Source organism: Xylophilus sp. GOD-11R (genome assembly GCF_033546935.1).
Lineage (GTDB): Bacteria > Pseudomonadota > Gammaproteobacteria > Burkholderiales > Burkholderiaceae_C > Xylophilus.
Genome location: NZ_CP137854.1, coordinates 959,376 through 973,044, shown reverse-complemented (window position 1 = coordinate 973,044; position 13,669 = coordinate 959,376). Strand labels below are relative to the sequence as shown.

The following is a 13,669-nucleotide window of genomic DNA, read 5'->3' as shown; positions in this document are numbered from 1 at the left end:
AACTTTTTCGACGTCCTCGGTAAGTGGCGTAACCGGTTTAAAATCGGTCCATTTCTTAAGTTTTGACGGGTCCGCCGATGTTGCGACTACGTCACTTGCCTGCATCGGAAAAATATTCTTGATGGCTGTACGCCCTAGCGCTCGCTCCAACTAGCGGATAAAAAACGGCACTTTGGCATTTCCGCCAGACACGCTTGAGGAGCTTGCGTAAATCAGATGCTGTACCTGAATGTCACGACAGCGCTTTAGAATACTAAGGAAAGCAACCAGACTATCCTTCGCATACGCATGAGGATGCGTAATGGAATATCGTACGCTAGGTTGCGCGGCGAGATGAACGTTTCTTAACAACGGTGAATGCTGACAGGAAATACTGAACTGGCTTCGACAAACGAAATCCAGACGTCGGGTTGGCCGCCGTGTTCGAATACTTCAGCTCCAGAAATTCGGACGCGGCGTCTCGGGGCCGAGAAATCCGAGCCCGAAAACGGCTTCGCGCGAATGATGACGCACTGCAAGCAAGAAAATGGATGGCCCCACCATCCGGCAGATAGCCGCGCCAGCGCAGCAGACGCTCCGCCTCATAGATCGCATGGCCCCCCTTTGGCATAAATCACCTTCTCGGGCATTGCTTGCAATCAAAGATGGGCTAGCGATCCAAGCTTGAAAAGCTGGCTTCCGCTACCAATGACAAACCCGCTCCGATTCTTCGTCATTATTACTGGATGACTTGACTGGAGACATTTGGGCTACTTTGTCTGGGCGAAAAAGCAAGGCCTCTCAGCGTACCGAGGGTACTCATCAACATTGAAACATAGGCATAGCCTCCAGCGTTGAGGCTTTTTTTCTTGAAGGCTAAAACTGCAAAAGGCAGTGCAAAACCCAAAACTGCCAAAGCAGAGAAGAACGAACTGAAATTAAAAATCACTTGATAGGTCAAGACACCCACCATAAAAAGATTCCATGCAGCGAATGCTGCGTAAAGCCAAGCTTCACGCAAGGACCGAAGCAGAAGTGATTGCCATGGCTTTCCGAACGAATACCTGATTATTTCGCCTGCGCCGTTGATGTATTTTGTTTTCCAACGGTTTTTTAACAAGGCATACGGGTTTTTGTCGTGCCCGAAATGATCGGCGGATACCTCTGCAATTCTGTGAATGGTCCAGCCCATGACTCTCAGACGAACGGCGAGGTCTAGCTCCTCATAACTGTGGAGGAGTTTGTTGGACAGGTATCCGGCCGCCTCCACGGCGGTTCTCCTGTACAGCCCACCCATATCGAGACGATCAACCTCGCCGGCCGCCATATGGGCGGAATTTCGCTTGACCCGCGCAATGTATTCCAGGCTTTCGATATTGCGCTCGTTGATCATTCCGCCGACTGCGGCAACGTCAGGATGCGAATCAAGAAACGTTACAGCCGCGTCGATGAAGCGACGGTGCAGGATCATGTCTGCATCCAACACGTAGACGTACTCACCCGTCGAGTGCTGGTAGCCAAGTTGCGGCCCAGCCCCACAGGATCGATCGGCGGTCGAAACCAGCTGCACGATCCTGATCGGATATTTACTGGCCAATTCGATTGTTCGGTCGGTCGACAATGCGTCGGCCAGGATCACCTCACCTTGTACCGAAGCGAGGGACTCCAGGGCGGATTCGATTGCCTGCTCTATCCGAGCTTCTTCGTTCAGACATTTTATGATGATCGAAACTTTGTGTGGTCCAGCCATGAAATTTCGGGTCGTTGTCAGGAGGCAGATTTAGTAACAGGCGGCGATTTCTCGATGATTTTTGCCGGCACGCCGACTGCCAAGCAATTGGCCGGCACATCTTTTGTAACCACGGCATTGGCTCCTATATCGACATCGTCGCCGATGACGACGCGCCCGAGAATCTTGGCACCAGCCCCCACATTCACCCGATTTCCCAACACAGGTGCGCCGAAAGGATCGTCGAGCCTTTTATTCCCGATGGTTACGCCCTGTCTGATGATGCAGTCATCGCCGATGACTGCATTACCATGAATCACGATGGCTCCCGAGTGCTCTATGGTCAGTCTTCGTCCGATTCGGGCGGACACACCAATGGTCACGCCACACACTATCTCGGCCATCTTGGCCAGGATAAGATGTATGGCTCCCAACACCATGCGGATCGGCTTCGACTTGAATTTGAATCGAAGGCGACCGAATCGATAAACAGCAAGCGCCCAGAACCCTAGCGTCAGCAACCCTTCGCGGGCAACATGAAAATCGTCGGCAATGATAGATCTGTTTTTCACGGGCGAAACTTTATTTGATGATCATGCGGCGTCGCTTGCGCCAATGCGGCCAGCCGTAAACCGGTCCCCGTGGAATCAGGCACGCCATGACCGCCGTAACGCACCATCGGCGATGCAAGCCACAAGTGCGGGCCTTGCCCAGCGGTGCGAGCGCCTGTGCCCGGTTCCCGTCTGAAATTGCGACACGGGCCAAAGAAACCCAATGGTACCGATCATCTTTCGTCAACGATTGGCGCTGGGCCGAAGTCAGGCTCGGGGATTGGCGGTCGACTCGCGCAATCATTCTTGTAATGAAATCCGGACTGGAACAGTCCCTTGACCTCGCCGCGAAAAATGGAAGGTTACTTTTAGTCCATACACGCGTGACAAGCGGGACATGACCGAGAGGCACAGGATTTTGCTCGGCAAGCCGACACCAGACATCCGCATCTTCGCCACGGTATTCACCGACCGGAATTTGAGCGCCCAACGCACGCAATGCCGATACTCGAACGGCAAGAGAACTCGTGTAAAAGCTCGCACCGTGAATCCAACGCGCCGGCAATGTATTCACGATTTCGATGGCGTGATCGCGCGGACTCTCCTCGCAGTTATCCGAATCAATATTTCCGACTTCAGCACTGATATACGTGGTCGCCAGCATGTGCAATGCCAAATGCGCGCCCACCAGGCGGGAGATTTCGGTCAAAAAACTCCAGTGAAGGATATCGTCAGAATCGAGAGAGACGAACCATTCTTTCCGAACTTCTGCAAGACCGTAGTTACGCGCGCCTGACACGACACCGCTTTCCTGTGTGATCAAGCTGGCTCCGGTTAGGCTGAGAGCATGAATGATCGCCGAGTTGCCACCAGTGGATCCGTCGTCGTCAACAATTCCCCCCACAGGATTGCATTCCTGCTCCGCAGCCGACCTTATTGGCATCCCGGTACAATCTCTTTTGTTATACAAAGGAGCGACGATTGTTATCGACCCAATCATTAGCAGCCTATTTTTCAGTACACCGAATATGACAGCGCGTTAGCGCTGCGTTGCACAAGGGTGACAATGAATTAATGCAGAATAAAACATACCAATAACTTAAAAGACTGGACCACTTGCTGCCGCCGGTTGGGTCGACGTGGAAAAGAAGGGCCCTCGCGGACCGCCGCTCGAGGATGGAGCGGATGTTTGGTTCATGTTAACCGATCGAGCCGGTCAGGCCTGCGATTTGATACTTCATCCGATCCTCGCGTCGCCAATCTGGCGGCGGTGGTTTACGCTATCCTCATCGAGCGGTGCAAGCGTAAAAATTGAATTTTCGCAAGCGCGACAGGTGGATTACCTTTAATGAAAAAATGATTCGAATCTACTTTTTTTGCTTGCACGATTGGTGCTAGCAAGAGTCGGTCCGGCTTCTTCCAACACTATCAAACCACAAAATCGAAAGCCAGCGCTTGCATACATTTACTCTGGCGCACTGAACCGCGCTTCAGCGGCGGCGAGCAGGCCAAAGACGAGATCGGAGCCACATTGACCTCTCTCGCCGATCGCTTGCATGGAATGAAGACTGGTCATCGGTCGCAATCGCCGGTCCTATACGATGCTGAGATCGGACATCGAAGCGGGCCGAGTGCAGCCGGCCTCTTCGAACCTGGCCGCGTCGACTGCCATGGTATTAACAGCCAACTTTAGGGAGGTATTCAAATTGAAAATTACCGTCATCGGTAGCGGATATGTCGGGCTCGTGACTGGCGCTTGTCTGGCTGAAATGGGTAACCACGTCCTTTGCCTGGACGTCGACCCGCGCAAGATCGACATGCTCAACGCCGGCGGCATTCCAATATACGAGCCGGGACTGCAGGAGATCGTGCGCGCCAATGCGCATGCCGGACGACTGGAATTCACCACCGATGTCGAAGCAGCCGTCGTCCACGGAACGCTTCAGTTCATCGCGGTCGGTACTCCTCCAGACGAAGATGGATCTGCCGACCTGCAATACGTGCTCGCAGCGGCGCGAAGCATCGGCAGAACCATGACCGATTACAAGGTCGTCATCGACAAGAGCACGGTACCGGTGGGTACGGCGGACAAGGTCAAGGCTGCCATCCAGGCAGAGCTCGACAAACGCGGGGTGAAGGTCGAGTTTGCCGTTGCCTCGAACCCCGAATTCCTCAAGGAAGGCGCAGCCGTCGCCGACTTCATGCGACCGGATCGCGTGGTCGTGGGCGCCGAGGACGAACGGGCGATCCTGCTGCTGCGTTCCCTCTACCAACCCTTCGTTCGCAATCGTGACCGCATGCTGGTGATGGACGTTCGCAGCGCCGAGTTCACCAAGTACGCCGCCAACGCGATGCTCGCGACCCGCATCAGCTTCATGAACGAGTTGTCTCGGCTGGCGGAGCGTCTCGGCGCCGATATCGAACTGGTACGCGTGGGCATCGGCAGCGATCCGCGCATAGGCACGCAGTTCCTCTACCCGGGCGCCGGTTATGGCGGCTCCTGCTTTCCCAAGGATGTCAAGGCGCTGATCCGCATCGCGGCCGAGGCCGGCGAGCCCTCCCTCATGCTCGATGCGGTAGAGGCGGTGAACGACGCGCAGAAGCAGGTGCTGGTGAATAAGATCACCGCACGTTACGGCGTGGATCTGAAGGGCAAGACCTTTGCCATGTGGGGCCTGGCTTTCAAGCCCAATACGGATGACATGCGCGAGGCGCCAAGCCGCGTGGTGATCGAGGCCTTGCTGGGCATGGGCGCCCATGTTCGCGCCTACGATCCGGTCGCGGCAGAAGAAGCGGCTCGCGTACTGCGTGCTGCCGATGACACCCCGCACAAAGGACTGGTTTTCGCCAAGTCGGCCAGCGACGCGCTGGAGGGTGCGGACGCGCTGGTCATCATCACCGAGTGGAAGGAGTTCCGCACGCCGGACTTCGAAGCGATGCGTGACGCACTCAAGGACCGCGTCGTGTTTGACGGGCGCAATCTCTACGACCCGGAACTGATCCGCGCTTCGGGCATCGACTACCTCTCCATCGGTCGACGGTGAATTAGCGTGCAACGCGGCGGCTTAGTCTGGCCTGACTATTGCCCGCCGCCGTGCCCGCATCTCAGAATGGGTCTTTGATGCCTCGCGTATTTCGGAGGCTTCCCCAGTGTTGATGCGGAGCGACCCGAAATGAAATACCTGGTGCCGATTCTCTTGATGACGCTGAGTGCTTCGGCGGTTTCGGCGGCCTCGGTCTTCCTCAGCAGCGGGGCCGCGCAGACGCTCTCGGACGACGGCACCTGGTCGACCCCGGCGCTCGTCGTGGCCGGTCTGGGCATGCTGCTGACGATTGTGCTGCGTTGCCGGGCTGCCCAGCTGAACCGCTGAAACCATGTCGCCGTCAAGCCGGCGGCATCAGCAGCCAGTCGCGGGCACGCGGACGAAGCCTTCCATCAACACCCGGGCACTGCGGCTCATCAAGGCCTTGGTGACCACCCATTGGCCATCAACCACGGTGGCTTCGGCGCCCACACGCAAGGTGCCCGAGGGATGGCCGAAACGCACGCTGTTGCGTTCGCCGCCGCCCGCGGCCAGGTTGACCAGTGTTCCCGGAATGGCGGCCGCCGTGCCGATGGCCACCGCCGCCGTGCCCATCATCGCGTGGTGCAGCTTGCCCATCGACATGGCACGCACGAGCAGATCCACATCGCCGGCCGCGACGGCCTTCCCGCTCGATGCCGCATAGCCCGCCGGTCGCGCCACGAACGCGACCTTGGGCGTGTGTTGACGCCGGGCGGCTTCGTCGACGTGGCCGATCAGGCCCATGCGCACCGCGCCGTGCGCGCGGATGGTTTCGAACTTCGCCAGCGCTGTCGGGTCGCCGTTGATCACGTCCTGCAGTTCGGTGCCGGTGTAGCCGATGGCGTCGGCGTTCAGAAAGATCGTCGGGATGCCGGCGTTGATGAGCGTAGCCTGCAGCGTGCCGACGCCCGGCACGTCGAGTTCGTCGATCAGTTTGCCGGTGGGGAACATCGCACCGCCCCCGTCGCCATCGCCTTCGTCGGCCGGGTCGATGAATTCGAGCGCGACTTCGGCGGCCGGAAAGGTCACGCCGTCCAGTTCGAAGTCGCCGGTTTCCTGGACCTGGCCGTCGGTGATGGGAACGTGGGCGACGATGGTCTTGCCGATGTTGGCCTGCCAGATGCGCACGACCGCCGTGCCGTCGCGCGGGACGCGGGCCGCATCGACCAGGCCATTGCTGATGGCGAAGGGCCCGACGGCGGCCGAGAGGTTGCCGCAGTTGCCGCTCCAGTCGACGAAAGGCTGGTCGATGGAGACCTGGCCGAAGAGGTAGTCGACGTCGTGGTCGGGCCGCTCGCTCTTCGACAGGATCACCGTCTTGCTGGTGCTCGACGTGGCCGCGCCCATGCCGTCGATCTGCTTGCCGTAGGGGTCGGGACTGCCGATCACGCGCAGCAGCAGTTCGTCGCGCGCGCGGCCGGGCTGCTGCGCAGCCTCGGGCAGGTCCTGCAGGCGAAAGAACACGCCCTTGCTGGTGCCGCCGCGCATGTAGGTCGCGGGGATGCGGATTTGTGGTGCGTGGGCCATGTCAGGCTGCCTGAGGAGACGTGGAAGACGTTGAAGCCGTCGAAGAAGCCAGGAAGTCCTGCGCGAAGCGCTGCAGCACGCCGCCGGCTTCGTAGATGGAGACCTCTTCGGCGGTGTCGAGCCGGCAGGTCACGGGGACTTCGAGGCGCTCGCCGTCGCGGCGATGCACGACCAGCGTCAGGTCGGCACGCGGACGCCGCTCGCCGACTACGTCGTAGGTTTCGGTGCCGTCGAGCTCGAGCGTCAGGCGGTTCACGCCCGGCTTGAATTCCAGCGGCAGCACGCCCATGCCGATGAGATTGGTGCGATGGATGCGTTCGAAGCCTTCGGCCGCGATCGCCTCGACACCCGCCAGCCGCACGCCCTTGGCGGCCCAGTCGCGCGAGCTGCCCTGGCCGTAGTCGGCACCGGCGACGATGATCAGCGGCTGCTTGCGGGTCATGTAGGCCTCGATGCCTTCCCACATGCGCACCACGGTGCCCTCGGGCTCCAGCCGGGTCAGCGAGCCTTTCTTGACCTTGCCGTCGACGATCGCCATCTCGTTGACGAGCTGCGGGTTGGCGAAGGTGGCGCGCTGCGCGGTGAGGTGGTCGCCGCGATGGGTGGCGTAGGAATTGAAGTCCTCTTCCGGCACGCCCATCATGTGCAGGTATTCGCCGGCGGCACTGTCGCGCAGGATGGCGTTGGACGGCGACAGGTGGTCGGTGGTGATGTTGTCCGGCAGCAGGGCGAGCGGGCGCAGGCCGGTCAGGGTGCGCTCGCCGGCCAGGGCGCCTTCCCAGTACGGCGGGCGGCGGATGTAGGTGCTCTGCGGCCGCCATTCGTAGAGCGGGCTGATGCGCTCGTCGTTGGCCACGTCGATGCGGAACATCGGGTCGTACACCCGGCGGAAGTGCTCGGGCTTGACGCTGGCCGCGACCACCGCGTCGATCTCCTCGTCACTCGGCCAGAGGTCCTTGAGCGTCACCGGCACGCCGGCGGCGTCGGTGCCGAGCACGTCCTTCTCGATGTCGAAACGCACCGTGCCGGCGATGGCGTAGGCCACCACCAGCGGCGGCGAGGCCAAAAAGGCCTGCTTGGCATACGGGTGGATGCGGCCGTCGAAATTGCGGTTGCCCGACAGCACCGCGGTAGCGTAGAGGTCGCGCTCGATCACCTCCTGCTGGATCGCCGGGTCGAGCGCGCCACTCATGCCGTTGCAGGTGGTGCAGGCGAAAGCGACGATGCCGAAGCCGAGCTTTTCGAGCTCCGGCAGCAGCCCGGCCTCTTCCAGGTACAGCTGCACCGCCTTGGAGCCGGGCGCCAGCGAAGACTTGACCCAGGGCTTGCGCACCAGTCCGCGCGCATTGGCATTGCGCGCCAGCAACCCGGCCGCGATCACGTTGCGCGGATTGCTGGTGTTCGTGCAACTGGTGATGGCCGCGATGATGACCGCACCGTCGGGCATCAGGCCCGGCTGTTCGGTCCACTCGCCTGCGATGCCGCGCGCGGCGAGGTCGCTAGTGGGCAGGCGCTTGTGCGGGTTGGAGGGGCCCGCCATATTGCGCACGACAGTCGAAAGGTCGAAGCGCAGCACGCGTTCGTATTCGGCGGTGGCGAGCGAGTCGGACCACAGGCCGGTCTGTTTGGCGTACAGCTCGACCAGCCTGACCTGCTCGTCCTCGCGGCCGGTGAGCCGCAGGTAGTCGATGGTCATCCGGTCGATCGAGAACATCGCCGCCGTCGCGCCGAATTCGGGCGTCATGTTGGAGATGGTGGCGCGGTCGCCCAGCGTGAGCGCGGCGGCGCCCTCGCCGAAGAACTCCAGGTACGCGCCGACCACCTTCTGCTGGCGCAGGAATTCGGTCAGGGCCAGCACCACGTCGGTCGCGGTGATGCCCGGCGCCGGCCGGCCCGACAGCTCCACCCCGACGATGTCGGGCAGGCGCATCCACGACGCACGGCCGAGCATCACGCTCTCGGCTTCGAGCCCGCCGACACCGATGGCGATGACGCCCAGTGCATCGACGTGCGGCGTGTGGCTGTCAGTGCCGACCAGGGTGTCGGGGAAGGCCACGCCATCCTTGGCATGCACCACCGGGCTCATTCGCTCCAGGTTGATCTGATGCATGATCCCGTTCCCCGGCGGGATCACCTCGACGTTCTCGAAGGCCTTCTTGGTCCACTCGATGAAGTGAAAGCGATCCTCGTTGCGGCGGTCTTCCACCGCGCGGTTCTTGGCGAAGGCGTCCGGGTCGAAGCCGGCGAATTCCACCGCCAGCGAATGGTCGACGATGAGCTGGGTCTGCACCACCGGGTTCACCTTGGCCGGGTCGCCGCCCATGTCGGCGATGGCGTCGCGCAGGCCGGCCAGGTCGACCAGCGCGGTCTGGCCCAGGATGTCGTGGCATACGACACGCGCCGGAAACCACGGAAAGTCGTGATCGCTGCGGCGCTCGACGAGCTGGCGCAGCGACTGCTCCAGGATCGCCGGGTCGCATCGGCGCACCAGGTTCTCGGCATGCACGCGCGAGGTGTAGGGCAGGCGGTCGTAGGCGCCGGGCTGGAAGGCGTCTACCGCCTCGCGCGCATCGAAATAGTCGAGCGTGGTGCCCGGCAGGGGTTTGCGGTATTGGGTGTTCATGGTGGGTGCCTCGCCTGCCGTTTGCCAGCAGGCTTTCTGTTCTGCCTGCGTGAGCCTAGACGCGCTCGGCGATCGGCACGTACTTCAGGTCTTCCGGACCGGTGTAGTTGGCGCTCGGCCGGATGATCTTGTTGTCCACACGCTGTTCCATCACGTGCGCCGACCAGCCGGCCGTTCGGGCGATGACGAACAGCGGCGTGAACATCGCCGTCGGCACGCCCATCATGTGATAGCTCACCGCGCTGAACCAGTCGAGGTTGGGGAACATCTTCTTGGCGTCCCACATGACGGTTTCCAGCCGCTCGGCGATGTCGAACATCTTGCGCGAGCCGGCTTCGTCCGAGAGCTGCCTCGCCACGTCCTTGATGACCACGTTGCGCGGGTCGCTCACGGTGTAGACCGGATGGCCGAAACCGATCACGACTTCCTTGGCCTCGACCCGGCGGCGCACGTCGGCCTCGGCCTCGTCGGGCGTGTCGTAGCGCTTCTGCACCTCGAAGGCGACCTCGTTGGCACCGCCGTGCTTGGGGCCTCGCAGCGCGCCGATACCGGCGGTGATGGCCGAGTACAGGTCCGAGCCGGTGCCCGCCACCACGCGGCAGGCGAAGGTCGATGCGTTGAATTCGTGCTCGGCATAGAGGTTGAGCGACACGTGCATGGCCCGCTCCCAACTGGTGGGCGCCGGGCGGCCGTGCAGCAGGTGCAGAAAGTGCGCGCCGATGGAGTGGTCGTCGGTCTCGACCTGAATGCGCACGCCGTTGTGCGACCAGTGGTACCAGTACAGCAGCATCGAGCCGAGCGAGGCCATGAGCTTGTCGGCGATGTCGCGCGCACCCGGCGCGTTGTGGTCGTCCTTTTCGGGCTGCAGGCAGCCGATGGCCGAGACCGCCGTGCGCATCACGTCCATGGGGTGGGTGCTCGGCGGCAGTTGCTCCAGCACCGCGCGCACGCCGGCCGGAATGCCGCGCAGCGATTTCAGCTTGGCCTTGTAGCCGCGCAGTTCGGCTTCGGTGGGCAGCTTGCCGTGCACCAGCAGGTAGGCGATTTCCTCGAATTCGCAGCGGGTGGCGATGTCCAGGATGTCGTAGCCGCGGTAGTGCAGGTCGTTGCCGGTGCGGCCTACGGTACACAAGGCGGTGTTGCCGGCGGTCACGCCGGAGAGCGCAACGGATTTCTTGGGTTTGAACGCGGGCGCGGCGGCGGTGTCGTTGCTCATGCAGTCTCCTTTTTTATGGTTGGTTGATTCACAATCTACGCAAAATCGTCGTCAGAAGAAAGAACTAACGACGCGAAAACTTGCGAATGCGCGCTCGAAAGATGCAAATTCTGTGAATCGACCAAGCCTCCCATGAGAAAGAACTTCATCGGAATACGCCTGCGCACGCTACGTGCCGAGCGGGGCATGTCGCAAGTGGCGCTGTCGCAGGCGGCCGGGCTTTCGGCCAGCTACGTCAACCAGATCGAGCAAAACCAGCGGCCGTTGACGGTCGCGGCCATGCTCAAGATCAGCCGCGTACTCGATGTCGATCTGCGCGCTTTTTCGGAAGACGAAGAATCCCGACTGGTCGCCGACATGCGCGACGCCCTGGCCGACAACCCGGGTGGCGAGCCGGTGGCACTGACCGAACTCCATGAAATCGCTTCGCAGATGCCCGCCGTCGGGCGCGCCCTGCTCGCCCTGCACCAGCGCAACATCGAATGGATGGCGCGGCTGGAGACCATGTCGGAAGAACTCGGCGACGGGCGAGGCGGTGTGCTGCCTGCGCGGCCCATGCCCTTCGAGGTGGTGCGTGACTTCTTTTTCGCTCACCAGAACTATTTCGATGCGCTCGACACCGCCGCCGAAGCCACGGCCGCCCAGTTCGCCGTACAGGGCGCCACGCTCGGCGAATGGCTGGTGAAACGCTTGGCCGACCAGCACGGTGTGCGTGTGCTGCCGGCCGACAACGTCAGCGCCGACAGCCAGCGCCGCTACGATCCGCTGCGCCGTGTGCTTACCGTGTCGTCCGAACTGGCGACCGGGCAGCAAGCTTTCCAGCTCGCAACCCAACTCGCACTGCTGGAACACGACGAACCGATTCGCCAGCTCACTGAAGTGCCCGAACTCGCCGACACCGCCTCGCGCACCCTTGCCCGCATCGGCCTGGCCAACTACTTCGCGGGCGCCCTGCTGCTGCCCTACGGGGAGTTTTTGCGCGCCGCCGAAACGCTGCGCTACGACATCGACCTGCTGGCGCGACGCTTCGGCGTGGGTTTCGAGACCATCTGCCACCGGCTCAGCACCCTGCAGCGCTCAGGCTCGCCAGGTGTGCCCTTTTTCTTCATCCGCGTCGATCGGGCGGGCAACATCTCCAAGCGGCAGTCGGCCACGCATTTCCATTTTTCCAAGACCGGCGGCACCTGCCCGCTGTGGAACGTCTACGAGGCGTTCGCACAGCCGGGCAAGGTGTTGACCCAGCTGGCGCGCATGCCGGACGGGCGGGCTTACCTGTGGGTGGCACGCACCGTGTCGCAAGGGTTGATGGGTTATGGCTCGCCGCGCAAGACCTTCGCCGTGGCCATGGGCTGCGACATCCGCCATGCGCCGCGACTGGTGTATTCCAAGGGTCTGGACCTGCACGATGCGGAAGTGCCCACGCCGATCGGCATGGGCTGCAAGGTCTGCGAGCGCGAAGCCTGCCCGCAACGGGCGTTTCCGTTTGCGGGCCGGCCGCTCGATGTGGACGAGAACGACCGGCGATTCACGCCCTACCCGGTCGCCTGACGCGGCGAGCCGGGCCCGACACCAATCAGATGAACAAGCTGTTCATGCGCAGGCTGCGTTGACGACCGCTGGGAAGAAGCCGCCCTGGCTGACCGGGAACGGCTTGAGATAGACGATGTTCACCACATCGTCCGGTGTGGGGCTGGACGCGATGCCGTTGGCGTCCGGCGGCAAGATGTTGAAAGCACGGTTCGCCGTCGGCGCAATGCGAGGCGAGTGGAATGATCTTTTCTCATGGATGAATGAGATAAAGCCACTTTACTTGATCGATCGTCTTTCATAGCATCCGCTCACATTGATTGCCTGGTCGACGCCTGAAATTCGGCGCGCGCGAGAAATCAGGTCGACGACATGCCTCGAACTCAAATCACCAGTCGGTACTTTCAGAGAATCCGGCCGTTATATCGCCATGAACGAAGAATTTAATTTCAAGCTCAAAACCATCCGTTTTGATGAAAATTATCAGCCGGCAGCTGGTACCCGCCTGACAACCAATTTCGCCAATCTGGCCCGAGGGCCAAGTCAGCGGAAAAACCTGCGCAACACCTTGAACATGATTGACAATCGCTTCAACAATCTTGCGCACTGGGATAATCCGTCGGGAGATCGATATTCGGTAGAACTGAATATTATTTCCGTGGAGATGGTGCTAGGCGCGGACAACACCGACGATGCGTTTCCGTTGATCGAAATATTGCAGACGAACATTCTTGACAAGAAAACAAACAGTCGCATCGAGGGTATCGCCGGGAACAATTTCTCCTCCTATGTGCGCGACTACGACTTCAGCGTGCTGCTCCCGGACTACAACGCGCACCGAGCCGAATTCGGTACCCCGGCAGATTTCGGTGACCTGCATGGCAAGCTGTTCAAGCAATTCGCCCAATCAAGTGCTTACCGTGAGCGCTTCAGCAAGCCACCCGTCATCTGCATCAGCGCCTCGACCAGCAAGACCTACGAGCGGACGGGCGACCGGCATCCCGTACTCGGTTTCGAATATCGGCAAAATGAAATGTCCTCGACCGACCGATACTTCGCAAAAATGGGGATGCAGGTGCGCTTCTTCATGCCGCCGGACGGCGTCGCGCCACTGGCCTTCTATTTTCATGACGATCTGCTGGGCAACTACACCAATCTCGAGTTGATCGGCACCATCAGCACGATGGAAACCTTTCAGAAAATATACCGCCCTGAGCTCTACAACGCCAATTCGGCAGCCGGAAAAATCTACAAACCGAGCCTGAATAACCAGGATTACTCGGTGACCCAAATTTTTTATGACCGGCAAGAGCGTAGCCAATTGGCCGTGACGCAGGGGAAATTCGCGGAAGAAAACTTCATCAAGCCCTACAAAAGCGTTCTCGATAAATGGGCGTCCGATTGCGTGCTCTGACCGGTCAGATTCCACCCTCGGACAACACGTCCGCCACA

General features: G+C 60.9%; 12 protein-coding genes. 4 read left to right on the top strand and 8 right to left on the bottom strand.

The genetic code is table 11. From position 1 onward, the window contains the following. Positions 1 to 150: 150 nt before the first annotated feature. From R9X41_RS04515 to R9X41_RS04500, 4 genes are all read right to left on the bottom strand, one after another. Positions 151 to 351 carry an NAD-dependent epimerase/dehydratase family protein gene (locus R9X41_RS04515; protein ID WP_318633693.1) on the bottom strand — a complete coding sequence of 67 codons (201 nt, stop codon included), beginning with the start codon at positions 349 to 351 and terminating at the stop codon, positions 151 to 153. A 367-nt stretch (positions 352 to 718) separates the two neighbouring features. After that, positions 719 to 1,729 (bottom strand): glycosyltransferase family 2 protein, encoded by a 1,011-nt coding sequence (locus R9X41_RS04510; protein WP_318633692.1) that lies wholly within the window; start codon positions 1,727 to 1,729, stop codon positions 719 to 721. A 17-nt stretch (positions 1,730 to 1,746) separates the two neighbouring features. Beyond that, positions 1,747 to 2,280 carry a serine O-acetyltransferase gene (locus R9X41_RS04505; protein WP_318633691.1) on the bottom strand — a complete coding sequence of 178 codons (534 nt, stop codon included), beginning with the start codon at positions 2,278 to 2,280 and terminating at the stop codon, positions 1,747 to 1,749. Positions 2,281 to 2,290: 10 nt separating this feature from the next. After that, positions 2,291 to 3,202 (bottom strand): glycosyltransferase family A protein, encoded by a 912-nt coding sequence (locus R9X41_RS04500; protein ID WP_318635150.1) that lies wholly within the window; start codon positions 3,200 to 3,202, stop codon positions 2,291 to 2,293. A gap of 763 nt (positions 3,203 to 3,965) precedes the next feature. Between R9X41_RS04500 and R9X41_RS04495 the strand changes: the two genes are divergently transcribed. Both R9X41_RS04495 and R9X41_RS04490 read left to right on the top strand, forming a co-directional pair. Then, positions 3,966 to 5,303, top strand: coding sequence for a UDP-glucose dehydrogenase family protein (locus tag R9X41_RS04495; protein ID WP_318633690.1), 1,338 nt, complete (start codon positions 3,966 to 3,968; stop codon positions 5,301 to 5,303). 129 nt (positions 5,304 to 5,432) lie between these two features. Then, positions 5,433 to 5,630: a hypothetical protein gene (locus R9X41_RS04490; RefSeq protein ID WP_318633689.1), complete on the top strand. Its 198-nt coding sequence runs from the start codon at positions 5,433 to 5,435 to the stop codon at positions 5,628 to 5,630. Positions 5,631 to 5,657: 27 nt separating this feature from the next. Here the strand turns inward: R9X41_RS04490 and prpF are convergent, their stop codons facing one another. From prpF to prpC, 3 genes are read right to left on the bottom strand one after another with little or no spacing between them, the layout of a single operon-like run. Then, positions 5,658 to 6,851, bottom strand: coding sequence for a 2-methylaconitate cis-trans isomerase PrpF (gene prpF, locus R9X41_RS04485; protein ID WP_318633688.1), 1,194 nt, complete (start codon positions 6,849 to 6,851; stop codon positions 5,658 to 5,660). A 1-nt stretch (position 6,852) separates the two neighbouring features. Continuing rightward, positions 6,853 to 9,474, bottom strand: coding sequence for a Fe/S-dependent 2-methylisocitrate dehydratase AcnD (acnD, locus tag R9X41_RS04480; protein WP_318633687.1), 2,622 nt, complete (start codon positions 9,472 to 9,474; stop codon positions 6,853 to 6,855). Positions 9,475 to 9,529: 55 nt separating this feature from the next. Then, a complete protein-coding gene (prpC, locus tag R9X41_RS04475; RefSeq protein WP_318633686.1) occupies positions 9,530 to 10,690 on the bottom strand; it encodes a bifunctional 2-methylcitrate synthase/citrate synthase in 1,161 nt (386 codons plus the stop codon). A 132-nt stretch (positions 10,691 to 10,822) separates the two neighbouring features. Between prpC and R9X41_RS04470 the strand changes: the two genes are divergently transcribed. Further along, positions 10,823 to 12,238 carry a short-chain fatty acyl-CoA regulator family protein gene (locus tag R9X41_RS04470; RefSeq protein ID WP_318633685.1) on the top strand — a complete coding sequence of 472 codons (1,416 nt, stop codon included), beginning with the start codon at positions 10,823 to 10,825 and terminating at the stop codon, positions 12,236 to 12,238. A 42-nt stretch (positions 12,239 to 12,280) separates the two neighbouring features. On the opposite strand, the gene R9X41_RS04465 is transcribed toward R9X41_RS04470, so the two are convergent. After that, positions 12,281 to 12,412 carry a hypothetical protein gene (locus tag R9X41_RS04465; RefSeq protein ID WP_318633684.1) on the bottom strand — a complete coding sequence of 44 codons (132 nt, stop codon included), beginning with the start codon at positions 12,410 to 12,412 and terminating at the stop codon, positions 12,281 to 12,283. Positions 12,413 to 12,647: 235 nt separating this feature from the next. Here R9X41_RS04465 and R9X41_RS04460 point away from each other — a divergent pair, with 235 nt between their 5' ends. Next, positions 12,648 to 13,631, top strand: coding sequence for a DUF1852 domain-containing protein (locus tag R9X41_RS04460; RefSeq protein WP_318633683.1), 984 nt, complete (start codon positions 12,648 to 12,650; stop codon positions 13,629 to 13,631). The last annotated feature ends 38 nt before the right edge of the window (positions 13,632 to 13,669 follow it).

Excerpts from the sequence above, each read along its gene's own strand:
- prpF (WP_318633688.1), bottom strand. The coding sequence starts at position 6,851 with ATGGCCCACGCACCACAAATCCGCATCCCCGCGACCTACATGCGCGGC.
- R9X41_RS04510 (WP_318633692.1), bottom strand. The coding sequence starts at position 1,729 with ATGGCTGGACCACACAAAGTTTCGATCATCATAAAATGTCTGAACGAA.
- R9X41_RS04490 (WP_318633689.1), top strand. The coding sequence starts at position 5,433 with ATGAAATACCTGGTGCCGATTCTCTTGATGACGCTGAGTGCTTCGGCG.
- acnD (WP_318633687.1), bottom strand. The coding sequence starts at position 9,474 with ATGAACACCCAATACCGCAAACCCCTGCCGGGCACCACGCTCGACTAT.
- prpC (WP_318633686.1), bottom strand. The coding sequence starts at position 10,690 with ATGAGCAACGACACCGCCGCCGCGCCCGCGTTCAAACCCAAGAAATCC.
- R9X41_RS04500 (WP_318635150.1), bottom strand. The coding sequence starts at position 3,202 with ATGCCAATAAGGTCGGCTGCGGAGCAGGAATGCAATCCTGTGGGGGGA.
- R9X41_RS04470 (WP_318633685.1), top strand. The coding sequence starts at position 10,823 with ATGAGAAAGAACTTCATCGGAATACGCCTGCGCACGCTACGTGCCGAG.
- R9X41_RS04460 (WP_318633683.1), top strand. The coding sequence starts at position 12,648 with ATGAACGAAGAATTTAATTTCAAGCTCAAAACCATCCGTTTTGATGAA.